The 25282-nt window shown below is 54.6% G+C and carries 27 protein-coding genes and 1 tRNA gene; 15 read left to right on the top strand and 13 right to left on the bottom strand.

Going from position 1 to position 25282, the window contains the following annotated elements; genetic code table 11:
• Positions 1-50: 50 nt before the first annotated feature.
• The 4 genes from OR1_RS16505 to OR1_RS16490 are packed head-to-tail and all read left to right on the top strand — an operon-like array spanning position 51 to position 3080.
• On the top strand, positions 51-776 hold the full coding sequence (locus OR1_RS16505) for a M48 family metallopeptidase (RefSeq protein WP_237754331.1): 726 nt from the start codon (positions 51-53) through the stop codon (positions 774-776).
• A 29-nt stretch (positions 777-805) separates the two neighbouring features.
• Positions 806-1123: a pyrimidine/purine nucleoside phosphorylase gene (locus OR1_RS16500; RefSeq protein WP_041973176.1), complete on the top strand. Its 318-nt coding sequence runs from the start codon at positions 806-808 to the stop codon at positions 1121-1123.
• On the top strand, positions 1120-2058 hold the full coding sequence (gene gluQRS, locus OR1_RS16495) for a tRNA glutamyl-Q(34) synthetase GluQRS (RefSeq protein ID WP_041973174.1): 939 nt from the start codon (positions 1120-1122) through the stop codon (positions 2056-2058). The genes OR1_RS16500 and gluQRS overlap by 4 nt, the downstream gene beginning before the upstream one ends.
• A 20-nt stretch (positions 2059-2078) precedes the next feature.
• On the top strand, positions 2079-3080 hold the full coding sequence (locus OR1_RS16490) for a methyltransferase (RefSeq protein ID WP_041973171.1): 1002 nt from the start codon (positions 2079-2081) through the stop codon (positions 3078-3080).
• Between the two features lie 64 nt (positions 3081-3144).
• On the opposite strand, the gene OR1_RS16485 is transcribed toward OR1_RS16490, so the two are convergent.
• From OR1_RS16485 to gap, 7 genes are all read right to left on the bottom strand, one after another.
• On the bottom strand, positions 3145-4125 hold the full coding sequence (locus OR1_RS16485; RefSeq protein ID WP_041973168.1) for a DUF2950 domain-containing protein: 981 nt from the start codon (positions 4123-4125) through the stop codon (positions 3145-3147).
• A gap of 32 nt (positions 4126-4157) precedes the next feature.
• Positions 4158-5477 (bottom strand): DUF3300 domain-containing protein, encoded by a 1320-nt coding sequence (locus OR1_RS16480; RefSeq protein WP_041973165.1) that lies wholly within the window; start codon positions 5475-5477, stop codon positions 4158-4160.
• Positions 5478-5608: 131 nt separating this feature from the next.
• Positions 5609-5695, bottom strand: a tRNA-Leu gene (locus OR1_RS16475).
• A 100-nt stretch (positions 5696-5795) separates the two neighbouring features.
• A complete protein-coding gene (gene secG / locus OR1_RS16470; RefSeq protein ID WP_041973162.1) occupies positions 5796-6188 on the bottom strand; it encodes a preprotein translocase subunit SecG in 393 nt (130 codons plus the stop codon).
• A gap of 64 nt (positions 6189-6252) precedes the next feature.
• Positions 6253-7002: a triose-phosphate isomerase gene (gene tpiA / locus OR1_RS16465; RefSeq protein ID WP_041973160.1), complete on the bottom strand. Its 750-nt coding sequence runs from the start codon at positions 7000-7002 to the stop codon at positions 6253-6255.
• Between the two features lie 10 nt (positions 7003-7012).
• Positions 7013-8209 (bottom strand): phosphoglycerate kinase, encoded by a 1197-nt coding sequence (gene pgk, locus OR1_RS16460; RefSeq protein WP_041973157.1) that lies wholly within the window; start codon positions 8207-8209, stop codon positions 7013-7015.
• Positions 8210-8286: 77 nt separating this feature from the next.
• Positions 8287-9285 (bottom strand): type I glyceraldehyde-3-phosphate dehydrogenase, encoded by a 999-nt coding sequence (gene gap / locus OR1_RS16455; protein WP_041973153.1) that lies wholly within the window; start codon positions 9283-9285, stop codon positions 8287-8289.
• A gap of 299 nt (positions 9286-9584) precedes the next feature.
• Here gap and OR1_RS16450 point away from each other — a divergent pair, with 299 nt between their 5' ends.
• From OR1_RS16450 to OR1_RS16410, 10 genes are all read left to right on the top strand, one after another.
• Positions 9585-10727 (top strand): acetoin utilization protein AcuC, encoded by a 1143-nt coding sequence (locus tag OR1_RS16450; RefSeq protein WP_041973152.1) that lies wholly within the window; start codon positions 9585-9587, stop codon positions 10725-10727.
• Positions 10728-10748: 21 nt separating this feature from the next.
• Positions 10749-11693, top strand: a complete 945-nt coding sequence (locus OR1_RS16445) for a M48 family metallopeptidase (protein WP_041973150.1) — start codon at positions 10749-10751, stop codon at positions 11691-11693.
• A gap of 117 nt (positions 11694-11810) precedes the next feature.
• On the top strand, positions 11811-11978 hold the full coding sequence (locus OR1_RS22880) for a hypothetical protein (protein WP_237754330.1): 168 nt from the start codon (positions 11811-11813) through the stop codon (positions 11976-11978).
• Entirely contained in the window at positions 11975-12247 is a 273-nt protein-coding gene (locus OR1_RS22875; protein ID WP_237754329.1) for a hypothetical protein, read from the top strand. Before OR1_RS22880 ends, OR1_RS22875 begins: the two co-directional genes overlap by 4 nt.
• 172 nt (positions 12248-12419) lie before the next feature.
• Positions 12420-13244 (top strand): ABC transporter ATP-binding protein, encoded by an 825-nt coding sequence (locus tag OR1_RS16435; RefSeq protein WP_041973273.1) that lies wholly within the window; start codon positions 12420-12422, stop codon positions 13242-13244.
• Positions 13245-13318: 74 nt separating this feature from the next.
• Positions 13319-14269, top strand: coding sequence for a DmsE family decaheme c-type cytochrome (locus OR1_RS16430; protein ID WP_041973270.1), 951 nt, complete (start codon positions 13319-13321; stop codon positions 14267-14269).
• A gap of 38 nt (positions 14270-14307) precedes the next feature.
• Positions 14308-16422 (top strand): MtrB/PioB family outer membrane beta-barrel protein, encoded by a 2115-nt coding sequence (locus OR1_RS16425; protein ID WP_160295269.1) that lies wholly within the window; start codon positions 14308-14310, stop codon positions 16420-16422.
• On the top strand, positions 16422-17396 hold the full coding sequence (locus tag OR1_RS16420) for an ABC transporter substrate-binding protein (RefSeq protein WP_041973145.1): 975 nt from the start codon (positions 16422-16424) through the stop codon (positions 17394-17396). Before OR1_RS16425 ends, OR1_RS16420 begins: the two co-directional genes overlap by 1 nt.
• A gap of 26 nt (positions 17397-17422) precedes the next feature.
• A complete protein-coding gene (locus OR1_RS16415; RefSeq protein ID WP_041973142.1) occupies positions 17423-17818 on the top strand; it encodes a response regulator in 396 nt (131 codons plus the stop codon).
• Positions 17819-17824: 6 nt separating this feature from the next.
• On the top strand, positions 17825-18244 hold the full coding sequence (locus tag OR1_RS16410) for a hypothetical protein (RefSeq protein WP_237754328.1): 420 nt from the start codon (positions 17825-17827) through the stop codon (positions 18242-18244).
• An 11-nt stretch (positions 18245-18255) separates the two neighbouring features.
• Here the strand turns inward: OR1_RS16410 and OR1_RS16405 are convergent, their stop codons facing one another.
• The gene (locus tag OR1_RS16405) at positions 18256-18729 is read right to left on the bottom strand and encodes a metallophosphoesterase family protein (protein WP_041973139.1); all 474 of its coding nucleotides are present in this window, start codon (positions 18727-18729) and stop codon (positions 18256-18258) included.
• A 93-nt stretch (positions 18730-18822) separates the two neighbouring features.
• Here OR1_RS16405 and sppA point away from each other — a divergent pair, with 93 nt between their 5' ends.
• Entirely contained in the window at positions 18823-19719 is an 897-nt protein-coding gene (gene sppA, locus OR1_RS16400) for a signal peptide peptidase SppA (RefSeq protein ID WP_041973136.1), read from the top strand.
• A 182-nt stretch (positions 19720-19901) separates the two neighbouring features.
• Here the strand turns inward: sppA and OR1_RS16395 are convergent, their stop codons facing one another.
• Genes OR1_RS16395 through OR1_RS16375 form a run of 5 tightly spaced genes read right to left on the bottom strand, consistent with a single transcriptional unit; the run spans position 19902 to position 25083 of the window.
• On the bottom strand, positions 19902-20648 hold the full coding sequence (locus OR1_RS16395) for a hypothetical protein (RefSeq protein ID WP_041973133.1): 747 nt from the start codon (positions 20646-20648) through the stop codon (positions 19902-19904).
• 35 nt (positions 20649-20683) lie between these two features.
• Positions 20684-21799, bottom strand: a complete 1116-nt coding sequence (locus tag OR1_RS16390; protein WP_041973130.1) for a glutamine amidotransferase family protein — start codon at positions 21797-21799, stop codon at positions 20684-20686.
• Positions 21800-21826: 27 nt separating this feature from the next.
• A complete protein-coding gene (locus tag OR1_RS16385) occupies positions 21827-23104 on the bottom strand; it encodes an NAD(P)/FAD-dependent oxidoreductase (protein ID WP_041973127.1) in 1278 nt (425 codons plus the stop codon).
• Positions 23101-23550: a 4Fe-4S dicluster domain-containing protein gene (locus tag OR1_RS16380; RefSeq protein ID WP_041973124.1), complete on the bottom strand. Its 450-nt coding sequence runs from the start codon at positions 23548-23550 to the stop codon at positions 23101-23103. The genes OR1_RS16385 and OR1_RS16380 overlap by 4 nt, the downstream gene beginning before the upstream one ends.
• Before the next feature lie 3 nt (positions 23551-23553).
• Positions 23554-25083, bottom strand: coding sequence for a glutamate synthase-related protein (locus tag OR1_RS16375; RefSeq protein WP_041973122.1), 1530 nt, complete (start codon positions 25081-25083; stop codon positions 23554-23556).
• Between the last annotated feature and the right edge of the window lie 199 nt (positions 25084-25282).

Below are 25282 nucleotides of genomic sequence, written 5' to 3'. Positions count from 1 at the left end.
AGCGGTCGCTACCGCTGGCCCTGCTGGCACTGGCCCTGACCGCAGGAGTGGTGCTCGGTTTCATCAAGTTTGCGGTTCCGGCCATTGCGCGCCATGTAGCGCTGGCAGTTCCCGAGGCATCCGATGCCGCCTTGGGGAAAGAGTCGCTGACCTTTCTCGACAAGTATCTGATGAAGCCGACCAAACTCCCTGAAGCGAAACAGCGCGAGGCCAAGGCGGTATTCTCCGAACTGCAGCAGAAATCGCCGGATGCACGGCGGTATCGGATCGAACTGCGCGACGCCCCCGGTGTGGGCGCCAATGCCTTTGCCCTGCCGGGCGGGACCATTGTCGTGACCGACCAGATGGTCGAACTTGCCAGCGGGGAGAACGAACTCCTGGGGGTTATGGCCCATGAGGCTGCCCATGAACGGTCGCGCCATGCCTTGCGGCAGGTGCTGCAGAGCACCGGGACCGGTCTGCTCATCGCCGCCCTGACCGGTGACATAACCTCGATAACCTCGCTGTCGGCAACGATTCCGACGGCGCTGATCGATGCCGGTTATTCCAGGGAATTCGAAAACGAGGCCGACGATGCTGCGGTCGCTTTTTTGCGCAAGGCCGGCATCAAGCCAAAGGTTTATGCCGACACCCTGGCGCGGCTGCAGGCGGAACACGACAAGCATTCCGGGGAAAAGGGAACAGGCGGTGGGCACCGGTGGAGTCTCCTGGAACTGTTCTCCACCCATCCGGAGACTCCGGCGCGTATCAGGCGGGTGCTCGGCGCCGGCCAGTAACGGAATCAACCCAAAACAAGGAGAATACGATGGATCAGTTCAACAATGTTAGCGTAGTCAAGAAGGCGAATGTTTATTTTGACGGCAGCGTTACCAGCCGTACCGTCCTGTTCAGCGACGGCACCAAGAAGACGCTCGGTATCATGCTGCCTGGCGAATATACCTTCAATACCGGGGTTGCCGAAATCATGGAGATCATTGCCGGGGAGCTCCAGTACCGGGTTGGTGATAGTGGCGAATGGAAAAGGGTAAATGGGGGGGAGTCGTTCCAGGTTCCCTCCAACTCGGCGTTTACCATGAAAGTGGCCACGGTTTCCGATTACTGCTGCTCCTTTCTAGCGGAATGATTGTCGGCAGGTTCGCTCCTTCGCCAACTGGCCCGCTCCATACCGGCTCGCTGGTAGCGGCAGTGGGGAGCTATCTCATGGCCAGAAGGGGAGGGGGGCGCTGGTTGGTGCGGATGGAAGACCTGGACTCCCCACGCGTTGTGCCGGGATGCGGCGACGACATCCTGTGGACCCTGGAAGCGCTCGGGTTTGCCTGGGACGGCGCTGTCGTACGCCAGAGCGAGCGGGGGGAACTTTATCAAGAGGCGCTTGATCGGTTGATAGCTCTCGGAGCCGCCTATCCCTGCGGCTGTTCGCGCGCCGAGATTGCCAGGGTCGCAACCGCGCCGCATGACGGCGACGGCGAATTCATCTATCCCGGCACCTGCCGCAACGGGCTTCCTGCCGGGAAATCCGCGCGCGGGTGGCGGGTCAGGACAACTGCCGAACCGATCCGGTTCGAGGATCTTGTCTTGGGGCCGCTCGTTTTCCAGCTCCCGTCGCTCTGCGGCGATTTTGTGGTCAAGCGCAGCGACGGGCTGTTTGCCTACCAGCTGGCCGTGGTCGTGGACGATGCCCTGCAGGGGGTCAACCAGGTGGTACGGGGGGCGGACCTGCTCTCTTCAACCCCGCGTCAGATTCATCTGCAGCAGCTTCTGGGGTATGCCACTCCGGAATACGCCCATCTGCCGCTGGTAACCGGGCCGGGCGGGGCCAAACTGTCCAAGCGCGACAATGTTGTTTCTTCAGCTTCCACCGGCATTAATATCAAGGACGCCAGCCGCCTTATTTTCGGCGCACTGGCTTTTCTGGGGCAAAACCCTCCGCCTGACCTGGCAACAGCGCCTCCGGCCGAGTTGCTGGGATGGGGCGTAGACAATTTCGGAGTTGCTGCGGTCAGGAGCTGCCGTCCCGGCCCATTTCCGGTACCGGACAATCGCAGCTTCGATCAATGATTCAACCTGGAGGTTTTATTATGGATAATCAGCAATGGACACCGGCATCTCTCCTGCAGTTATCGGGCGGTTACTGGAGCACCTGTGCGCTTCATGCCGCGGTAAAACTCGACCTTTTCACTGCACTTGGCGACAGAGAATGCGAGGTTCAGGAACTGGTCTCGATGCTAAGCCTCAACCCCCGCGGTTTGGAGATGCTTCTCAATGCCCTGGCCGCGCTCAATCTTGTGGACAAGATTAAAGGTGTCTACCGGGCAACACCCTTTGCCACTGAATTCCTGTCACGCAATTCGCCCCGGTATCTCGGTTATATCATCCAGCATCACCATCATCTCATGTCCGGCTGGAGTATGCTCGACGTGGCGGTGCAAAGCGGCCAGCCGGTGAGGGAGCGCGTATCGCATGCGGATGACGAGAAGGTCAGGGAATGTTTCGAGATGGGGATGTTCAATCTTGCCATGCTGATCGCGCCCAAGATTGTCACGCAGATCGATCTGGCCGGCCGCAGACGCCTGCTTGATTTGGGCGGCGGGCCCGGAACCTACGCCATCCATTTCTGCCAGCAGAACCCCGAGTTGGATGCCGTTGTCTACGATCTCCCTTCTACCCGGCGATTTGCGGAACAGACCATTGCCAGGTTCGGCATGGAGCAGCGGATATCTTTCGAGGATGGTGATTTTGTGGCGGAGGGGATCAAGGGGCGTTTCGATGTGGCCTGGCTGTCGCATATTCTGCACGGCGAGGGTGCGGAGAACTGCGCCGTGATCCTGGACAAGGCCGTTGCTGCCCTGGAGCCGGGAGGGATACTGCTGGTGCAGGAGTTCATCCTCGACGACAAGAAGGACGGCCCGGAGTTCCCGGCGCTCTTCTCACTCAACATGCTGATCGGGACCGAATCGGGGCAGGCATATTCACGGGCCGAGCTGTTCGCCATGATGGCGGCGGCGGGGTTGGTCGATCTGAAACGGGAGCCGATCGATCTGCCGAACGGCGCCGGCGTGATTTCCGGACGAATCCCCTGACGCAGGGCGGGCATGAAAAAGCCGGAGGAGATTCGATCTCCCCTCCGGCCCGATTCCCGGACAACTACGGTTTCTTTTTCGACGCCTCATCGGCCTTTACCGGTTTCCAGCTCTTGTCAGGATCAAAGCTCTTCATCTTCTCGGCAATGCGCCGGGCATTCCTGCCGAGATCTTTCTCGTAGATGGTCCCTTCCTGGTTCACCATGAAGGTCATGACTCCGGAATTGCCGTATTCCGCCGGATAGGCAACCAGAGCGAATCCGAGGATCATCTTATCCTTTACGACATAGTTATAGGCGCCGCCTGCAGCATGTTTCCCCTGGCCCTTGAGGATTTTAAAGTAGTAGCCATGAAATGGCGACAGGCTGCTCTCCTTGGCATACCCCTCCTTTGCCGCCTGCGCAACCAGCGGTCCTAAAGGGCTCTGTTGTTCGCCTTCCTCGGTTTCCCAGTACAGGCCGTCATGTTTCCCTTCGCTGCTGAAAAGCCTCTGGGCAAATTCCACCCTGCCGGCACCGCGGCAATCCTTGGTGGCATATTCCTGTTGCGCATCCACATAGGCATCCAGCACCTCGATTACATGCAGTTCGTTTCTTCCGACCCGCCGTTTCAGAATCTCCTTCTTCCCTTTGCCGGTGTCGAAAACCCAGCCATCCCCTTTCTTGACAATCGGGAGCGGCAGCGCCCAATCATCGTCACCAACATGGAGCACCGTGATAGTGGCGGCTTTCTGTTCGAGTCTGTTCTTCCGGTCATAAGCGGCGAGGAATTTTTCCCGGCCGGTGGTGTCTGCCACCTCATCCCCGGAGGATATCAGCTCTTTACCCCCGGCGCCGAGAATCGCCAGCATACCCTTTTCATCATTGGCGCGCACCGCGGTGACAAAGGCGTTCACCGCCTTATCCTGCGTTGCGAACCCTTGTTGGCGTACAACTGTGGCAAAGGCGGCAGATCCCATTAGAACTATCATGATAACGAGGCCGACGCAGAGCATGAAAGCCGGTCGTCGTTTTTCACCAGATATATGTAATGCGGATATGTTCATGGCTCCTCCCTTCCTGTCCGTATCGTCTCGGCTCATCTCCCGCGGGACCCGCGTCCTCCGCCCCAGGAACCGCCACCCGAGGAGCCTCCGCCCGAGGAGCCTCCGCCCGATCGAGTCGCTCCGCCGTCACCCCGGAAGAAGCCGCCGGATTGTTCGCTGCTCCGGATACTGCTGCCGCCTCGTTCCACGGCCCGCTGTTCGAAGTTTCCTTCACCAATGCCCCGGAACGAGGTGTCGCGCTGGATCGATCTCGGCATTGGTTGTACCGATCTCGGTATCGCTTCCCGCGACCGCATTGTCGGTGTGCCGATACCTTCACGACGTTCGCCGGTCCCCGGCGTCCGTCGTTCCAGGCTTCCCTGCGGCGCTATACTCCTCGTCCCGCGCTGGATGGCAGGGAGAGACGGGGAGGGGATTTCGGTCCTTCGTCCGGTAACACCGCTTCTCCCGGTAAAACCACGCGTCTCCGGAGCAATGGGGGAGACCCTCGGCGATCTCGTGCCGAAGAGCTCGCTCGTTCTCCGGTCGCGATAGGCGACCCCTCTTCTGTGGATCGGATTGTGGCGCCAGAACCGGTCATCGAAATCACGCCGGTCGTGCCGGTGGAACCTGGCCCTGTCGAAATCGACATGGATACGATGCCCCCCCCAGTCGAACCAGCACCAGGAGAAGAAATCGAAGCCGAAATAGATTCCGGGGCCGAAACCGATGTACGCTCCGGAGACGAAACCTGGTGGATAATACCAGTAATAGGGGGGGTAGGACGGATACCACCAGGGACCATACACATACATCGGATCATAGACCGGCACATAGACGGTGTCTGGTTCGGCAGGTTCAATCCTGATATCCTCATCCTCGACAATCACCTTCTGTTTATCGGTGGTCTTGAGGTTGCCCGCGGCCTCGGCCTTGCGTCGCAACTCCTGGATGGTGGCCATGACATCAGCTTCCTGGCTTAGAAAGGCGTCGCCAAGCTTTCTCGTCTGGTCGAGTTTTTCGCTCATGGCGGAAAGGATATTCGGGAAATGGCAGAGCGCTGCGACACTCGGGTCCCACCGTTTATCCTTCAATGCATTGTCCAGATCGGCCCCAGTGAGGTTCTTGTTTTGCCGCACCCAGCGCTCCGCCTCGACCACTTCGAGCGGATAGGTTGATGCCATCAGGATCTGGGCCGTCAGTGAATCAGGATACAGGGCAATAGGTGCAAGCATCTGCGTCAGCTCTTCCTTGCTGAATTTGGCTGAGTCATCGGTGTCGCCGGGTTCCTGTGCCGATATAGAGATCGGCATCATGAGCATGGCGATAATGATCCATGCTAATCCTCGCGCCGTTATTATTGCCGTTTTCATGGCATCTCCTTTATCAGGTACTTGTGAACAGTATCAGTCTATCTAGTTAATCTAATTATAACAGAAAACCCCGCCGGTAACGACGGGGTTCAAAAAAGAAAGAGGCCGGAAAATTCCCGGCCTCTTTTGTTTGGTGCGGTGGAATGGACTCGAACCATCACGCCCTTGCGAGCGCCAGCCCCTCAAGCTGGTGCGTCTACCAATTCCGCCACCACCGCATATCTGATTGTCAAATGTTCTGCTTAACTTCTCCCCTGCGAACAGGGTCTTCTATCTACCATTTCCGGGACTGCGCTGTCAACAGTAAAATCGACAAAACTATTTCTTTTGTGCCGGTGCAGGTGCTGCCGGCTGGGTCTGCGGAGCTGTCTGCTGTTGCGGTGCTGCAGCCGGAGCCTGGGCAGGTGCCTGCATCGGTGCGGCTTTCTGTGCCGGTGCCGCTTTTTGGGCTGCCTTGCCCGACATCACCGATGAAGTTCCGGTGTGGCCGGAACGATAGGCTAGGGTGAGAGAGGTCAGCATGAATATGATGGCTGCCCCGGTCGTCAGCTTGCTCATGAAGGTGTTGCCGCCACCGGCGCCGAACACCGACTGGCTGCCGCTGGCACCGAAAGATGCGCCCATCTCCGCCCCTTTGCCGGATTGCAGCAGGACTATGGCAATAAGAGCGATACAGACAATAATATGCAGAAATACGAGTACAAAAGTCATGTCTAAGCCTCCAGTTGTGAAAACTGGATATCTATATCAGATTCCTTTAAAAAAGGAAAGCCACTTATTTGCCGAAATTTACTATTGCGGCAAAGGAATCGGCCTTCAGGCTGGCGCCGCCGACCAGGGCGCCGTCGATATCTGGCTGCTCCATAAGCCCTTTTACGTTTTCCGGCTTTACGCTGCCGCCGTAAAGAATCCTTGTTGATTCCGCTGTGGCGTTGCCAAACTTATCCATTATCACCTGACGGATAAATTTATGGGCATCCTGGGCCTGTCCGTCGCTGGCGGTCTTGCCGGTGCCGATCGCCCAGACCGGTTCATAGGCGACAATGACATTACTGAAAGAGGCCAGCCCCTCCAATCCTTTTGAAACCTGCCGCATCAGGACATCGTTCATGATCCCGTCTTCGCGCTCCTTGAGGGTCTCGCCGATGCAGACTATTGCCGTAAGACCGGCAGCAATGGCCGCCTTGGTCTTTTTGTTTACGGTCTCGTCGGTTTCGCCGAAATACTGGCGGCGTTCGGAGTGGCCGATAATGACGTGGCTGCAGCCGGCATCGCGAAGCATCTTGGGCGATATCTCTCCAGTAAAGGCGCCTTCCTCTTCCCAGAAACAATCCTGGGCGGAAAGCTTTATTGCCGAGCCTGAAGTCAATTGCGCCACTCGGTCTAGAACCGTGAAAACAGGCGCCACGACGATCTCCACACCGGTTGTATCCTTTACCAGGGGGATCAGCCCTTTGATCAGTTCTGAAGCCTCTCCGGAGGTTTTGAACAGTTTCCAGTTTCCCGCTATTACAGGTGTACGCATATATGAACTCCTATTTTAATTTAACGTCGAGCGCCTTCACTCCAGGCAGGGTCTTTCCTTCCAGCAGTTCGAGGAAGGCGCCGCCACCGGTGGAAATGTAGCTGACCTTGCTGGCGACACCGGCCTTGTGGACCGCCGCATCCGTATCTCCTCCGCCGATGATTGTGGTGGCAAAGCAGTTTCCCACTGCTTCTGCCACTGCAAAGGTACCCCGGGCAAAGGCGTCCATCTCGAAAACTCCCATGGGGCCGTTCCAGATGACGGTCTTGGCGTCGCGCAGGGTCTCGGAAAAGAGCATGGTGGAAGCCGGGCCGATGTCGAGCGCCATCCAACCTTCGGGGATCTCCTGGGTAGTGGTGATAAAGTTTGTTGCCGTCGGTTCAAAGGCATTGGCTACAATGCAGTCAACAGGGAGGTAGAAGCTGACCCCCTTCTTTTTGGCCTTGTCCATGATCTTTTTTGCCGTTGGTATGAGTTCGTCCTCTACCAGCGACTTGCCGACCCGGTATCCCTGGGCCTTGAGAAATGTAAAGGCCATGCCGCCGCCAATGACGATCTTGTCGACCTTGTCGATCAGCGCCTCCAGGACCTCAAGCTTTCCGGAGACCTTGGCGCCACCGAGGATAGCAACCAGTGGGCGCACCGGGTTCCGCATCGCCTTGTCAAAGAACGACATTTCGTTTTTCATCAGGAAGCCGGCGGAAACGGAGGGGATCAGCTTGGTTATGGCTTCAACCGATGCATGGGCGCGGTGGGAGACGGCAAAGGCGTCATTAATGTAAATTTCGCAGCCGTTGGCCAGCTGGCCGGCAAAGGCGGGATCATTTTTCTCTTCGCCCGGATAAAAACGGACGTTTTCCAGCATTACTATATCGCCAGGTTTCATGGCATTGACAAGTTTGTCCACCTCGGGGCCGAAGCAGTCCGGGGCCTGGATGATCTTTTTCCCCAACAGCTGTGAAAGCCTTTTGGTTGCCGGCGCCATGGTGTATTTCGGTTTCTTTTCGCCCTTGGGCCTTCCCAGATGGGATGCCAAAACCACTTTAGCACCCTGCTCAACAGCAAACTTGATAGTCGGCACTGCGCCGACTATGCGGGAGTCTTCGGTGATGTTCCCTTTTTCGTCTTGAGGAACGTTGAAGTCTACCCTGATAAAGACTTTCTTTCCTTTGAGATCCTTGAGTTGATCAATATAGCGAATCGGCATTATGCACCTCCATGTGAATTTCAGATGAAAAAAAGAGGGGGATGTTATCCCCCTCAGCCTGATTTCATTTGGATTGATTATTTCTTGGAGTCTATTAGTTTCAGGAGATCTACCACCCTCTGAGAGAAACCGCACTCGTTGTCATACCAGGAGAGGACTTTCACCATGTTGTCGCCGATAACCTTGGTGCTGCCGGCATCGACAATCGAGGAGAGCGGATTGCCGTTGTAATCGATGGAGACCAACTCCTCTTCCTCGAATCCGAGAACCCCTTTGAGAGCCCCTTTGGCTGCCTTTTTGAGAGCGGCATTTACCTTGTCGGCATCGGTCTTTTTCTTGAGAGTAACGACCAGGTCCACTACCGATACGTTCGGAGTCGGCACCCTGATGGCCATACCGTCCATCTTCCCTTTGAGGTCGGGCATTACCAGGGCAATCGCTTTTGCCGCTCCGGTTTTGGTCGGGATCATCGACATTGCTGCTGCCCGGGCGCGGCGGAGGTCCTTGTGCGGCAGGTCGAGGATGTTCTGGTCATTGGTGTACGAGTGGACAGTGGTGACCAGCCCTTTCTCGATTCCGAAGCTGTCGTGCAGCACTTTGGCGACCGGCGCGAGGCAGTTGGTGGTGCAGGAGGCGTTGGAGATGATATTATGCTTCTTGGGGTCGTACAGGTCACTGTTGACGCCCATAACGATGGTGATGTCTTCGTTGGTCGCCGGAGCCGAGATGACAACCTTTTTTGCACCGGCCTTCAGGTGCAGTTCAGCTTTGGCCCGGTCAGTGAAAAGCCCGGTCGATTCGAGAACCACATCAACTTTCTCCTTTTTCCAGGGGAGAGCTGCCGGATCTTTTTCCTTGTAGATTTTGATCGCCTTGCCGTTTACTACTATTGCATCATCCTTTACTTCCACTTTGGCAGCGAAAGTTCCGTGAACCGAGTCGTACTTAAGCAGGTGGGCCAGGGTCTTTGCATCAGTAAGGTCATTTATTGCTACAACTTCAATGCTCTTTTCCTTGAGTGCCGCCCGAAACACCATCCGACCGATCCTGCCAAAACCATTGATTGCAATTCTCATCTGTTCTGAATCCTTTCTAAAAGTGATATGGGGTTGATGCAATTAATCAAAATCTGAACAAGTATACAGTATACACTTGTCGCGTCAACCCATTTTGGATGCCCCAAGGAATATTTAATCAATACTAGGCACATTAATATATCCGAGTATTTAAAAACAACCGGTTGTCCATGCTTCACCCAGTGTATCGCAACACTATGTCCGGGGAGTTTTCCGATGGAAATATCTATTGACGGGTAAAGGCCAACGATGTAAAGTCCCGTGAATTAACAATCCCTTAGCATTTATGGAAAGATAGATTGCCTCTCAAGACAGCCCTGATCTATTCCTCTAGGTTCGGTAATTTTTTCCTTGGCGCCGATCACCCTTTTCATGTGCAGCGTTATCAGCTTGCCTATGAATTGATGCATGCCTACGGACTGATTGATTCGACGGGGAAATTATATAATCAGTACCCACTGGTGGAAGAAAAAGAGCTTCTTGGATTCCACTCCAGTGAATATCTGGAAAAACTGAAAGAGTTCAGTGCGACATCCGAACCCCGCGCCGATTTCCGGTTCGGCCTCGGAGATGTTGAGAATCCGGTTTTTGAGGGTCTGTTCGACTGGGCTTTGCTCGGTACTTCCGGGACGGTCGAGGCTGCCAGGCTGGTTCTCGAAGATGGGTACGACATCGCATTCAATCTTGCCGGCGGGTGGCATCATGCGCATCGCTCCAAGGCATCCGGGTTCTCTTATCTCAACGATTCAGTCATTGCAATAAATTACCTTTTGGAACGCGGGAAGCGAATCGTTTACCTGGATATCGACGCTCATCATGGTGACGGTGTTCAGGAGGCTTTCTTCTCCGACAACAGGGTCCTGACGATATCACTGCATGAAAGCGGCATCTACTTTTTCCCCGGCACCGGGTTCGAGAGTGAAATCGGTACCGGGAACGGGAAGGGATATTCGGTCAATGTCCCGCTCCTTGCCCATTCTGACGATGCGCTGTATATGAAGGCTTTCGACGAGGTTGCCTATCCGTTGATGGCAGCCTTTGATCCCGACGTAATAGTAACTCAACTGGGCGCCGACACTTTCAGGACTGATCCGCTGACGAATCTGGAAATCACCACCCATAGTTATTCGTATATACTCAGGAAACTGAAGGCGTTGCGAATCCCATGGGTGGCGGTTGGCGGCGGTGGCTATGACAATCTGAACGTGGCCAGGGCATGGACCATTGCCTGGGGTATAATGAACGATGTGGAACTATCACCGCAGTTGCCAGGGTCATTCGTAAAACTGATCGATGCCCAGGGATACCGGAACAAGATGTTGCTGGATGCCATGCACTGGGCTGAGGAGGATGTCAGGACCCGGGCACTTGATGCCCTGGAACGGAGCATCGGGATGATCAGAAAAAATGTGTTTCCCATAATAATCGATTCCCACTGCTGATTTTGCTGGAGGCAAGAAAACGTGAACAGACCGACACCAATAACCGGGATAACCTGGTACACACCCTCCCCGGGGACTTTGCTTGAAGGGCGGGATGGCCGCGCTTCGATACTTTTCGACGGGATACCAATACCCCTCGAGAATGCCGATTTCAAGGCCCTTGCCGGTGCTGAACCGGATTATGATATGGTCGGGCGGGGGATATACAGCGCGTTGCGAACAAATCCGGACTGCAGCTGTAATACCATATATGCAACCTGGCTGCGCGATGCCTATCCCCATCTCCTTGCCGAACTTGCGAGCCATATCCTGATGCTGGACCATAAAGAGGTTGACGTTTCGTATCTTGACCGCAAAATCAATTACATGAAAGTGATGTTTCTCCTTGAACCCGACAATGCCGGTCTTGCCGCAGAAATCGGCGCTGCATGCCTTGACCGGGGGTTGAGGATGTCGTCCCTCCTGCAATGCACCGTAATGCTTTATCGGGCGGAGAAATACCTGGAAATGGCCGTCGATAAGACTCCCGATGATCTGAACGTCCGCCTTCGGTATGCGGAGGTCCAGTACCTGCTCGGCAGGTACGAAAACGCTTCCCGTATCTGGGGAGAGCTCCGGCCGCTGATCGAGCGCCCGGAAAGCGAACGGTTGCTGCTTCGAACCGAGAGAATCCTTGCCGGTAAGTTTCCGAAGATCCCTCCCGTAGATTATCTTGAGGCAATCGGGGTTGCCTTTGCCTGTTTTCAGTCCGGCGATGTTGAGGAATGCGCGGCAATTCTCGCCGATGTTCTTGATGATCAGGTGTTTATCGAGGATTTTCCCATGCCGGAGGTATGGCACCATCTGGGACTTTGTTACCAGAACCTGGCAATGCCGAAAAATGCCGCGGAATGTTTTACTGAAGCCCTAAATCGCGACCCCGGATATGACGATGCCAGAAAATCGCTGGACGCACTTGCCGGATAACGGAGTTACTATTATGTGGGGGATGAGCCTGGGAGATTGGATATTCATAGCGGTAGTTCTGCTTGTTATCTTTGTGTGTGTCGCTTTCAGCGATATGAGGCGCAAACGGTGAGAACGATGAGCAGGGGAGACGGTGAGGAACGACCTTTGGGTATTACTCTTCTTTCAGGTCTGTACCTGTTTTTTTTCTGGTATCCGCTTCAACGTACGGCAACCCGTTTCCTTTCCTGGGCCGCATCTATACCGGCATTCCGGCTCAAGCTCTCGTGGTGGCAGATTGTTTGATCTGTCTCTATCTTTTTCTGGGGACCATGAGGAAGCAGTTGCTTACCTGGCGCCTTCTGATTGCCTATAACATCTTTGAAATAATCAACACGCTGATCAACGTCAAATATATTTCCGTGGCAGAGCTGGAGCGGCTCCTCGGTAGCCAGGTGAACAGCGACGGTCTTTGGGTCAATAATATTGCGGCATCTCTGGCGATTCTGCTCCTGACCCAGTATATTTATCGGAACAAGGAAATGTTCAGCAATCGCAGGTATTACTTGTTTTAATACATGCCGCTTTGGGTGCCTTCTTCCGGGAAGGACGGTTCAGAAGCTAACCGAGCGCCTTGCGTGTACCGATATGGTTTGGTATAGTGCCGGGGATGTATACAATTAGTCCACAGGGGGCGCAGTGAACATCAGGTCGCTTTTCGAAAGCACGCCCGGCGGCGTTTTTGACATGTTGAAGCACGGCCTCACGCACAGCATCTTCAATCATGACAATGAAGTTTCGACCATAGATCTTGACGATACCAAAGGCGTCGATATCAAGATTGAAAAACTCAACAAGTTTTTCGGCTCTCATCATGTGCTTGTGGATGTTGACCTGGAGATCCGGGCCGGAGAAACCTTTTCCATAATTGGACCGTCAGGGACCGGTAAAAGCGTTTTACTCAAGCATATTGTAAAGCTGGAGACACCTGACAGCGGCCAAATTCTGATCAACGGGGTGCCGATTTTCGGGGGAAAGCCGCAGGGTCTTGGTCAAAACTATCGTTACAGCATGGTGTTTCAATCCTCTGCCTTGTTCAATTCACTCTCTGTCGGCGAGAACGTCGGGCTCTGGTTGCGGGAAAAGCGGATCTGCAAGGAACAGAGGATACGTGAGATCATTGCGTCAAAACTTGCTCTGGTCGGTCTTGACGGCAAACAGGGTCTGATGACCGCCGAACTCTCTGGCGGCATGAAAAAGAGGGTTGCAATTGCCCGATCATTAGCCATGAACCCGGATCTCATACTTTATGACGAACCGACAGCGGAACTTGATCCGATAAATACCGATGAGCTGGCCAATACGATTCTGCAGCTCAAGAAGACTACTAAGAACACCACTGTTATTGTTACCCATGATCTGAATTTCGCCCTGTACATCTCCGATCGCATCGGAATGATGCATGATGGCCGCGTTATAGAAGTCGGGACACCCAGAGAGATCAAATCGAGTCAGAATCCTATAGTAAAGCGATTCATATACACCACTACCAAGGGAATTGCAGCAGACTGAGACCCGGATTTAGTCTCAACAGGAAGGGGTTGCAAGTGCGCCATTTGCCGCAGGCTGTAATCATTGTCGCAATAATGTCGGGGTTCCTTGCCGCATGTGCGGGGATCAAGGAGAGCAAACCCCTGATGCCGGTGCGGGAATACGAGAGGATGATAGTAGGCCGGCTTGATGCAGAGTATGTGGGCACCGACAACTGTGTGGCGAAATGCCATAAACACGACAAGATTACGGATGACTTCAGGCACAGCATTCATGGCGAGCAGATCAAACCGGAAACCGGGCTCCCTTTGGTTAATTGCGAGTCGTGTCACGGCCCGGGAAGTCTTGCCATTGAAAAGCTGGATGACGATCCGGAAAAAAACGATGCGGAAAACAAGAAGTGCGATACGACAAAGTTCCTCGACATCATGAATTTGCCGCCGCAGGCCCAGTCAATGCTCTGCCTCAAATGCCACACCGCAGCATCTACCCCGATTCTGGCCTTGTGGAATGCCAGTCCGCACGCAATGAACGATGTCAGTTGCTTCGATTGTCATAAATTGCATCTCGGGCCTCAGCAGAAGGTGAGCCATGAACAGATGGCGGAGCTTTGCTATGGTTGCCATCCCGAGGTAAAAGTCGAAAACAATCTCTTTTCCCACCACCCGTTACGCGAAAAAAAGATGGCTTGCGTCGACTGCCACGATGTTCATGGTTCATTGCAGGATAAGCAACTTAGAGGTTCAACACCAAAGGATACCTGTACGCGATGTCACATGGAAAAACAGGGGCCGTTTGCCTTCGAACATGGGGACGTAACCGAGAACTGCGGTAACTGCCATACACCGCACGGTTCGGCCAACAGTTTCATGCTTTCAGCCGCCTTGCCGTTTCTATGCCTGCAATGCCATGGCGGACACACTGTCAACAACAGTATTACCGGTGTCAATCAACTCTTTGTCAATCGCTGCACCGACTGCCATTCCCAGGTGCATGGCAGTGACACGCCGGTTCCGGCAGAGCTGAGTCCCGGATCGTTGCGTTAGTGGGTTACTTATTCTCCAACATGATAAGGAGCATTAACGTGCCACGATTTTCCATAGCCGCGGTAATGATCTCAGGAATCATTACGGTATTGTTTGGGAGCGCAGCCACTGTTGGTGCGGATGACGCGAAACCTGACGAGCAGGATTCCGTGGTGATCGATCATCCTTTACCGGTATCCCTGGAAGCGACCGAAACCACAGATCTGGAAGCTGTGGAACTCCCTGTTTCCGAGATAAAGGTGGAGACGCACAAAAGCCTGACCGCCTCAGCCGGTTACCGGTTTATGGGCTTCGACGGCTATGGCGGCCGAGCCGCAGAATACGACGATCTCCATTCCGGTCCTACTTTCGTCTTTATGGACAGCATCCTGGGGCGGGACCACAAGTTTGTGGTTGACGGCGCATATGTTACCGAAAACGATTATTTCGCCAACCTTTCCTATGACTATATGGGTGCCTACCGTGCCCAGTTGCGCACTGAATCGTTGTATCACAACCTTGACCGGTATACCCTGACCGCACCGTCGTTTTATTCCGTGGACCAGAAGGATTCCGGGAGATTCGGCTTACGGGTCGAGCAGGACCTGGCTTCATTACGCGCCCGGATGGGGTCGTACCCGATACACCTTAATCTTCAGTACTGGCGGATCCTGAAGCAGGGAGACTCTCAACTCAGGTTTGCGGATTTGGCATTCTTTCCTGTAACTGCTGCCAATAAACTCAGTTCAGTTCGCCGCAGGATCGACCACGAGACGCACGAGGGTAAGCTTGGTTTTGATGCGCATGTCGGACCGCTCGACTTCATTTATGATTTCACCATACGCCAATACTCCGACCATGCCGATACCCCGGTAGACGCTTACGTTGCCAGGCTGGATCCTTCAAAGCCGGGTTATTATCAGCGATCTTCCGGAAGTTATGAGCATGATGAATCGCCCTCAAGCAGATACCTGGCCCATAATATAAAGATTCACACCGAGCAGACCGGCGGTATTGTTGCCGCTGCCGCTTATACCATTGCCCAGCGCAAAAACCTGTCGTCATTGACACAGGTGTCGGGGGCCAATGGCCTGACCGATACCCTGCAGACCGGAGCCGGTGACCTGGTCTACACCCCATGCAAAGAGTTTTCAACGTCACTCAGGTTCCGGCATCAAGAGATTGCCCGCGATACTGCGAGCATTACCGCGCTCAACTTCATTACCCCGAATCCCGGTAATGTTATCCGGGCAAATACCGGGATCAACATGCAAAAGGACGTACTGTCGGCCATTGTTTCGTTTCGGCCGGTAAATGACTTTACTGTCAAGGGTGAGTATCAGGGCGAATATATCCATCGCGAGAATACCGACAGCTGGGACCCTTTTGGTAAACTGTCCGGCATCACGGTGCCGTCGAACTCTGAGCGCCACAAAGGGATCCTGACCATATTAAGCAAGCCGGTCAAAAATCTTCGGCTCAAGGCAAGGTACAGCTATACGACCTATAATCAGCCGGAGTACGGGATTTCTTTCGATGAGCGTCACGATGGGCAGCTCCTGGCAACTTACACCCTTAAGGATAAATACGGTTTTTCTGCGAGTTATCAGATCAGCCATAATTTCAACGACGCTTCTGCTGTCAGAAGGCTTGACCTTGTTTCGCCGAATTTCGATCCGGTGCCGGTGTACCGGGAAAAGAGGCAGATCGGTACTACTGCCACGCTTTGGGGAAATCTCCTTAACGGTCGGATATCCCTGACCGGAACGACCGGTCTGCTTAGATCGTCTGCCGACCAACAGGTGCTTTTTTCATCAGTTTCCAACCAGAACACCGCAACAGTCGCCAACTATACCAGCCAGTCTCTGCTTTACGGCATTACCATTGCAGTCCGGCCATTGGAAAAGCTCGACACCTTCCTCTCCTTCCAGCAGATCAGATCGTTTGCCGAGTTCGATCCGACAAGCACGCAAATTGTCAATGCGTCAGGGGTGAAGGAGATCTCCGACCTGAAGACCGTCGAAAATTCGCTTAACTTCAAGGTCGATTACCGGTTGTTCAAAAATATTTCCTGCGGAGTGGATTATCGTTATCAGGAATACAGCGATGATCGCAATTCCATGTTTGACGGCTCAGTTCATTCGGTGATTACCAGTTTTACGGCCAAGTGGTGATGAATTACTTCTTCCTTCGAAAACTCGTTTTTCTAGGCACTCTGCTGATTGTTGTGTCGATATTCCCTGCTGCGGTGAGCAATTCATCGACACTTATTGTCGCAACGGTTCTGTCGAGCGATCAGCCACGCTACCGGAACGCCCATAAGGCCTTTGTTCGTGCCATGGCCGCCAAGGGGTATGATCAGACCGCAATTGAACTGGTAACCCAGATCCCGAATCCTGATCCGATCTCATGGTCGAACGCCATCAGAAAGTTCAATGCTATCGGTGCGAACATCATCGTGACTTTTGGGGCTCCCGCTTCCCTGGCAGCCCTTCAGGAGTCGCACGATATCCCGATAGTCTTTGTTGATGTCTATGCCCCCCTTGAGACCGGGATTGCAAAAAGCCTTGCTGCACCGGGTAACAATGCCACCGGGGTAAGTTCAAAGGTCCCGCTGTCAACACTGATAAGGACCACTCTGGAGTTCAAACAGTTCAAGCAGATTGGAGTTTTGTACACTTCGCGCGAAATCGGTTCAGTGGTTCAGTTGAAAGAGATCAAACGTCTGGCCGTGCAGCACCGGTTTTCAGTGGTTGAAAGCAATGTCGAAAGCCCTGCTACGCTCGATCTGGCCTTGTCTTCTCTCCTGAGCCAGATTGACTGCCTTTATGTGACGGAATCTTCAGTGGTCGGCAGACAGCTGGACAAGGTCATCCGTCGCGCCATGGACCAGAGAATCCCGGTTATCACTCAGGTCCCCGACGGCGGCGAGAAGGGTGCGCTGCTATCTCTGGAGGCGCATCCCGGTGAAATGGGACATCAGGCCGCAGACCTTGCGGCCAAGGTAATTGCCGGCCGGAAGCCGGCTATTATCCCTATTGTTGCCCCCAAAAAAGTTGACATGATTGTCAATATGAAGACCGCTCGCGTACTTGATCTGCATGTCCCGATTCAGGTGCTTAACGTAGCTACGAGAATAATTAAATAAGTTGTTTTTTGAACATGAGTATACGTATGGGCAAGATCCTTATTGTTGACGATGACCCGGCATTCCTGAAACTTTTGAGCGCTTTCGTGGAAGAGAGTTACCCGTTGCTGCAGGTGATGACATGCTCCAGACCGGTAAGTGCATTGAACGTGATAAGGGAGGGGGGGCTGGATCTGCTGGTTTTGGATCTTGAGATGCCTGACATCGATGGCGCGAAACTGTTCAATTTTGCGGTGGAAACCGGGATGGACCCGAAGCGGATTGTGATACTTTCCGGCAGGGATGCGGACTATCTTCATGCAAATTTCCCTTTAGGAACATGCCTGGCAGTGCTCAACAAGTATGAAGTCAAGCAGAAGGCGGTGCTTGAGATGGTATTCAGTTCACTTAACCGTAAGGCAGAGGCTCGCCAGGAAGTATGATTAATAATGCAGGATAAAGAGGTAATATCGGCAATGACCGGCAAAAAGCTTTTGGTGACATTTTTCGGCCAGAATCACGTCCGTCCCGACTGGAAGATAGATACTGATGGTGAGGCGTTCGCATGTTATTTTGCCGGGCTCCAGGGAGAACTTGAGCGTTTCGGAATTGACATCGCCAGGGTCGACAACCCTTCAGTCACGATCAACGTGAACAGCTATGCAGATCTTCTCAACTCGGTCAGGATATCGTCTCCTGCCGATGGCATCACCAGCCAGTGTGTAGGTCATATTATCGGGAAAAGCGAGAATCTGGATCTGTTGGAGGATATTGGCCGGGCCGTGAAACGGGTGGCATTTGCCCCGGAGACGATTGCGCCGGAGGAGCACAACCGCAGGGTTTGCCATAACTGCGGTTGCGGCTGTTAACGAGGCAGTTGCTATTCGGTTATAACAACTATGCGTGCAGCGATTTCCGAGTTGTTGATCGTGAGAACCGCATAGCTTTTTATTGCCGCACCGCAATGCAGCGAACCCGGATTGACGAAGAGGATACCACCTATCCTCTCGATTGAAGCCTGGTGGGTATGACCGTAAAGCACCACCTGCGCATCTGCGGCAACTGCGCGTTCGACGAGCTTTGAAAGTCCGGCCTTCACGCTGTAGCGGTCGCCGTGGGTCAACAGCATCCTGGTCTCTCCCACTGACGTACAGATCTCCCTTGGCCATTTCCCCGGAGGATCGCAATTGCCGGCAACCTTCTGCACCTGCGTCAGGCAGATCCTTTCGATCATGTTCGCGTCTTCTGTTTCGTCGCCAAGGTGGATGATCATATCGACAGGGGCAGCAAGTGACACCGTCTCTGCTGCCAATGGGTAATTCCCGTGCGTATCCGAGAAGACAATGCAGTTCATGAGATTAAGATAACAGAGATTTCATGTAAGGGTCAAGAAGGGTTTGAATCGAGGCCGACCCAGGTTTGCAGTATCTAACTTAAGGAATCTGCAATGAAAAATAAATGGCTGTGGATATCTGTCGGACTTGTGTGCGTTTTTGTGCTTGTTTTTATGAGTTGTGCCGTTATTGCTCTCCTTTTCCGCGATAACGACACGAAGCTTGTCAAAGGGAGCGGGATAGGCGTTGTTGAGGTCAAGGGGGTGATCCTCGATTCCCAGGAGACCGTCAAGCAGCTTCACGACTTCGGGCGTGACGACGATGTCAAGGCGGTTGTCCTCAGGGTGGATTCCCCCGGAGGGGTGGTGGGGCCTTCGCAGGAGATCTATCAGGAGGTAAAAAAACTGGCGAAAAAGAAAAAGGTTGTTGTCTCGATGGGTAGTCTTGCCGCATCGGGGGGGTACTATATATCGGCTCCCGCGTCCCTGATCTATGCCAATCCGGGCTCGATCACCGGCAGTATCGGCGTCTTGATGAAATTCTCCAATGTCGAAGGGTTGATGGACAAGATCGGGATGAAGGCGTTTACGCTCAAGACCGGCAAGTACAAGGATTCGGGTTCGCCGGTAAGGCCGATGACTGCTGAGGAAAAGGCCCTGTTGCAGGGGGTAATAGAGAGTACCCACGGACAGTTTGTCAAGGCTGTGAGCGAGGGGCGTAATCTGCCGGTGGAGCAGGTTAAGGCTATTGCGGACGGCCGGATCTTTTCCGGGGAACAGGCCCTGGCCGCCAGGCTGGTAGACCGTCTCGGATCAATGCAGGATGCCATAGAAGAGGCGGGGCGGCTGGCCGGGATCAAGGGTGAGCCGGAGGTGATCCGGCCGCCGAAAAAGAAAAAACTGCTCCTTGACATGCTGGTGGAAGAATCGGCCTCCCGGATCAGCAACCTGGTTCGTGAAGAGATCGGGATGAGCGTCAGCTACGAGATGGCCGGGGTAGGGGGGAAATAAACACCCCGCCTGTTACAGCGCGGTGTTGAGACTCCAAACGTGTGGTAGAACCTCTACTGAAAGGAGGGATTTTTCGTCCTGGCAAGGAAACCAAGGGATTGCGCGGATGCGTACTGATTGGTACGCCGCACAAGCAATCACGCAGGTTGACACCGCCAGGGCGGAAAAGAACCCTTTCCTAGCTATCTGGGCATTGGACAATACAAATCCCCATACGGCCTCTTGCTCTTCGGCAGCACCTTCACAAATTTCTCCTGCATGACTTCCTTGAAGTCCAGCTTGAAGTCCTTGCAGTAATCTTTCAGATATCCTTCGAGTTCCTGTTTGTCCTCGTCGGTCAGATCAAAGACCCCGACCTCCCTGGAGAGCTTTGTTTCATCAACCGCGCCGCGCACGAAAATCACCCCGCCGTGCATGCCGGTCCCGAACCGGAAACCGTGCTTCGGTTTGTCCGGGTCATCGGTAAACATTCCCAGAAGTACCAGAACGCCACCGGCCATGTATTCCCCGAAAAAATCCCCGGCCTTGCCGCCGGCAATCAGTACCGGCTTGTTGGTATCGTATGACTTCATGTGAATGCCGACGCGGTAGCCGACATCTTTGAGGATATGGACTTTACCGCCACGCATCCCGTAGCCGAGGACATCGCCGGCATGGCCGTGGACAACGACTTTGCCGGCGTTCATGGTGTTGCCGATATTGTCCTGGGCATTGCTCTTGACGATTATAGTGGCGCCGTTCATGAATGCGCCGAGATCGTTCCCCGGCACGCCGTTAATGGTGATGGTCACGGCCCGGTTTACCCCATCGCCGATGAAGTACTGGCCATTGACGTTGTTCAGCTCGATTTTATCGGCCCCGCCAGCAACCGCTTCGCGGATCTTGCTGTTCAGGTCCCGGTAGTAGACACCTTGTGCATCGATTTTCATATTAACACCTCGCGGTTCTTGGCACTTCCCGGATTTCAGGCAACTCCCGGCTGCAGTTTGGCGATCACCGGATCTCCGCCTCTCGGCGCCCAGACCCGGTCGGGGTTGGAGCAGATCTCGCGGATCGCCGCCTCCTCGGAAGCCATGTAGACAAAATCGTCCTTGGTGGCACAGATGAGCGGCCGCAGTTTCACGCGATCGTTCAAACCGATCAGCCCTTCGTTGCTGGCAAAAAGTATGGCAAAGGGGCCGTTGAGCAGTCCGCTGCCGTATACCTGGCGGATTGCGGTGAGCAGCTCCCGGTCGTCGTCCGGCATGGAGTCGATCATGTCCCAGAAAGGAGAGGCGAGGGCAAGGCTTGCCAGTTCCGGGCTCAGCCCATGCTTCCTGATGAGGAGATCAAGCATGTAGGTGACGACTTCGGTATCGGTCAGCATGGTGCAGAGGTAACCGTACATCTCCAGGTAACGCTTGTTGATGCCGTAGGATGATATTTCGCCGTTGTGGACGATCGACCAGTCGAGCAGCGTGAACGGGTGGGCACCGCCCCACCATCCGGGGGTATTGGTGGGAAATCGGTTGTGGGCGGTCCAGATATGGCCGCTGTACTCTTCAAGACGGAAAAAATCAGCGATCTCCTCCGGATACCCGACCCCCTTGAACGCCCCCATGTTCTTGCCGGAAGAAACAACAAACGCCCCTTCGATGCCATGGTTGATCCGCATCACGTGGCTGACGATGATATCTTCATCGGTCATTTTCTGGTAGTCGATGGCTTCACGATATTCGGTGGTTTCAAGTGGTTGTATGAAGTAGCGCTTGAACATCGGGGGGTTGGCGATCGCCTGGGTACGCCGGGTGGGGATCTCCTCCTGCAGCTCGATGAAAAAGTTCTGCTCCAGGTACTCTTCGGTGAGCTGCAACGCCGTGCTGTTCTCGTACATCATATGAAAGGCGTAGAAATCTTTCAATTCCGGGTAAATGCCGTAAGCGGCAAAACCACCGCCGAGGCCGTTGCCCCGATCATGCATCAGCGAGATCGACTTGATGATGACGCTCCCCTCAACCAGGGTTCCCGCTGTGGAAATGAAGCCGGTAAGGCCGCAGTTCGAGATATCTTTTTCAAATATATGGGTCGGTTTATATTTCATGAGAGGTTTTCCCCTTAACCTGGTCTGTTATGCCACTTTGCCCACAGGGGCAAAAAGTGAGTTCCGCAAATCCTTGGGAAGATGAATAAAGCCGAAATCAGGAGCCAACAGATGTTCCCGGAACGGGGTTATGTCAACGCCGTCCCTGATCAGGCCCGAGAAGATGCCGGCGCGTTCGACATTGCCGACCAGAACTGCGCCGACCAGGCGATTCTCTTTCAGTACGATCTTGCGGTACTGGTATGATTCGGTGTTCTGATAGGTGAGCACCTCGTACTCCGAAGCATTTGCCGGGTTGGTTATTCCCATTGAGATCGTTGATACCTTGAAGAACTCGATCGAGTTCATGGCCAGCCCGCCGGCGTATTCCTTGTCCGCCCCGGTCATGGCCGTACCGGCAATATCGCCCTGGATGTAGGCATCGGGCCAGATCGGCATCGGATTCTTCTGGCTGGAGAAAAAGTCGCGGGCCTCGGCAACATCGCCGGCGGCAAATACACCCTTTACCGAGCTCTCCATCCGGTCATCCACCACGACGCCGCGGTTTACCTCGATGGCGCTTCCTTTCAGAAAACCGGCGGCCGGTCGCACGCCGATGGCAACGACCACGGTGTCGCAGGGGATGACATCCCCTGATTTGAGCAGAACGCCGCTGATGTCGGCACCATCGCCCTCTATTTTCACCACCGTATCCTCGGTGATCACGTCAATGCCGTTGGCTTTCATCTTCTTGGCCACGATTCTGCCCGCTGGCCTGTCGAATGCCGCCGAGAGTATCCGGTCGGCCAGTTCGACAATCGTCACCCTCTTGCCGAGCAGATGCAGCCCTTCCGCGGCTTTCAGGCCGATGAGGCCACCGCCGAGGATGACGGCATGATCGATGTCGTGGGCAACGGCTTTCAGTTTGGCGGCATCGTCCCAAGTGGTAAAGGTGAAGACCTTTTCCTTGCCGGTAAGCCCCTCAATGGGGGGGACAAACGGGTCGCCGCCGGTCGCCACCAGGAGCCGGTCATATTTGATGGTATCGCCGGCGCTAAGGGCGACAACCTGCTTTTTCGTGTCAACTCCCACGACTTCGGAGTTGAGCAGCAGGTTGATCCCGAGTTTTTCGTAAAAATCTTCCGGTATGTAGGCCATCCGTTTCTCGGTGATCAGCCCGCCAAGGAGGTAGGAAATCAGTGGCCGGCCATAGGCGGAGTGACGTTCCCGCGAGATTATGGTGATATTTCCCTGGCTGTCGTGCGCCCTGATGGCGCGGACTGCTCCGACGGCTGCAACGGAGTTGCCGATGATAACGTAATTCATTTCTGGCTCCCCTCCCTGTAGATCAAGGCCCGGTTGGGGCATGCGTCAACACAGGCCGGCCCTTTCCGGTCCGGGCACAGGTCACACTTGTTGGCCTTCTTTTTTGTCAGATTGCGCTGTATCGCCCCGTACGGGCAGGCCATGACGCATGACCAGCACCCGACGCACTGCTCGGTGTCCAGGCGTACAACACCCTGGTCATTCTTCTGAATCGCCCCCGATATGCAGGCGCGGAGGCAGTCGGGCTCATCGCAGTGGCGGCAGGTGGTGGAGAGCGATATTACTCCGCCGTCAAACTCTTCCACCGTGCAGCGGGAAATCGGCTTGGCCGGTTCATGGAGAAAGGCCTTGACCGGATCCTTGGAGAGCGAGTGTTCGGTGATGCAGGCTACTTCGCAGAGATGGCAGCCGATGCATGCGTCTTCTAAGGTGTAGATCCTTTTCATAAACTATTCTCCGGCGGGCATTACGCCCAAGAGGTTCATATCTTTTTCGGTTAGTCCGACGGCACGCAGCTTGTAGCGGTTGCCGCGCAACGATTCGAGGGCGTTGAGACCCATTCCACCCAGGATCTCCTTCATCTCGTGCCCCCAGGCCTTGACCAGGTTGACCAGTTTCTCGGCGCCTATTTCCGGGTTGAGCCGCTTGGCAAGGTAAGGCTCGTTGGTGGTGATCCCCCAGGGGCACTTGCCGGTATAGCAACGCTGGCAGAGGGTGCAGCCAAGGGCCAGGAGTGTGGAAGTCCCGAGGTTGATCGCATCGGCGCCCAGGGCGATGGCCTTGATGGCGTCGCCGGAGTTCCGGACGCCGCCGCCGACAACGATGGAGACCTGGTTCCTGATCCCTTCGTCGCGCAGCCTGGTATCAACCGCGGCCAGGGCCAATTCCATCGGAATGCCGACATTGTCGCGGATGACCTGCGGCGCAGCGCCGGTGCCGCCGCGGAAACCGTCGATGGTTATAATGTCCGCACCGGCACGGGCAATGCCGGAGGCAATTGCCGCAACATGGTGAACTGCGGCAATCTTTACCGAAACCGGTTTCTCGTAGTTGGTTGCTTCCTTCAGTGCATAGATCAGCTGGCGCAAGTCCTCGATGGAATAGATATCGTGGTGCGGAGCCGGGGATATCGCGTCCGAACCCATCGGAATCATGCGGGTTTCGGAGATCTCGCAGTTGACCTTCTCGCCGGGGAGGTGGCCGCCGATACCTGGTTTGGCCCCCTGGCCGACCTTGATCTCGATCCCGACACCGGCATTGAGGTATGCCTCGCTGACGCCGAATCGGCCGGAGGCGACCTGGACAATGACGTTTTTGCCGTACCGGTACAGGTCCTTGTGCAGACCGCCTTCTCCGGTGTTATAGATGGTTCCCAGCTGTTCCGCTGCCGCTGCCATTGCCCTGTGGGCGTTGAGATTGAGGGCGCCATAGCTCATGGCGGAGAATATGAACGGATATTCCAGCTTCAACTGCGGGGTAAGTTTGGTTGCCAGTTTCGGCTTGCCGGTCTTCTTGTCCTTGACCACCTCGATGGAGTGGGGTTTTTTACCGAGATAGGTCCTGAGTTCCATCGGCTCACGAAGAGGGTCTATGGATGGGTTGGTGACCTGCGAGGCGTCGAGGAGCATGTGGTCCCAGTAAATCGGGTATTTTGCCGGGTTACCCATGGCGGCAAGGAGAATGCCGCCGGTATCGGCCTGGGCGTACAGGTTTCTGATATGGGCGTTAGACCAGGATGCGTTGGCCTTGAAAGTTTCTTCGTTGCCGCGGATGGTTATGGCTCCGGTCGGGCAGAATGCGGAACACCGCCGGCATCCGATGCACTGTCCGGAATCCTCACACAGGGAATCGGTCTCGGATATATAGCGGTGGACTCCATAGGAACATTGCCGGACGCAGACCTTGCATCTTATGCAGGTGGAGTCGTTTCTGGCAATGATGAATTCGTTGAATGATTCATTCGGTGTTTTGTAAAGCACCTGTCTACCTCCATGTTGAGGATGCGGCACGCTGATAAGTGGGAAGCGCTGCGGACAGATATTGCGATTTGCATGCCAGCAGTTGAAAATGGAGGTCTCAAACGGTCAACTGTATGGAATAAAAGACTAATTAGAGTGGGTGCGTGTCGCGGGGCTGGTGTTTATCGTATGGTTTAGGGGGGAGTTGTCAGGTGTTGAG

This window comes from Geobacter sp. OR-1, assembly GCF_000813145.1.
GTDB lineage: Bacteria > Desulfobacterota > Desulfuromonadia > Geobacterales > DSM-12255 > Geoanaerobacter.
Note: the sequence above shows the minus strand (reverse complement) of the source record. Positions and strands in the feature narration are given on the sequence as shown.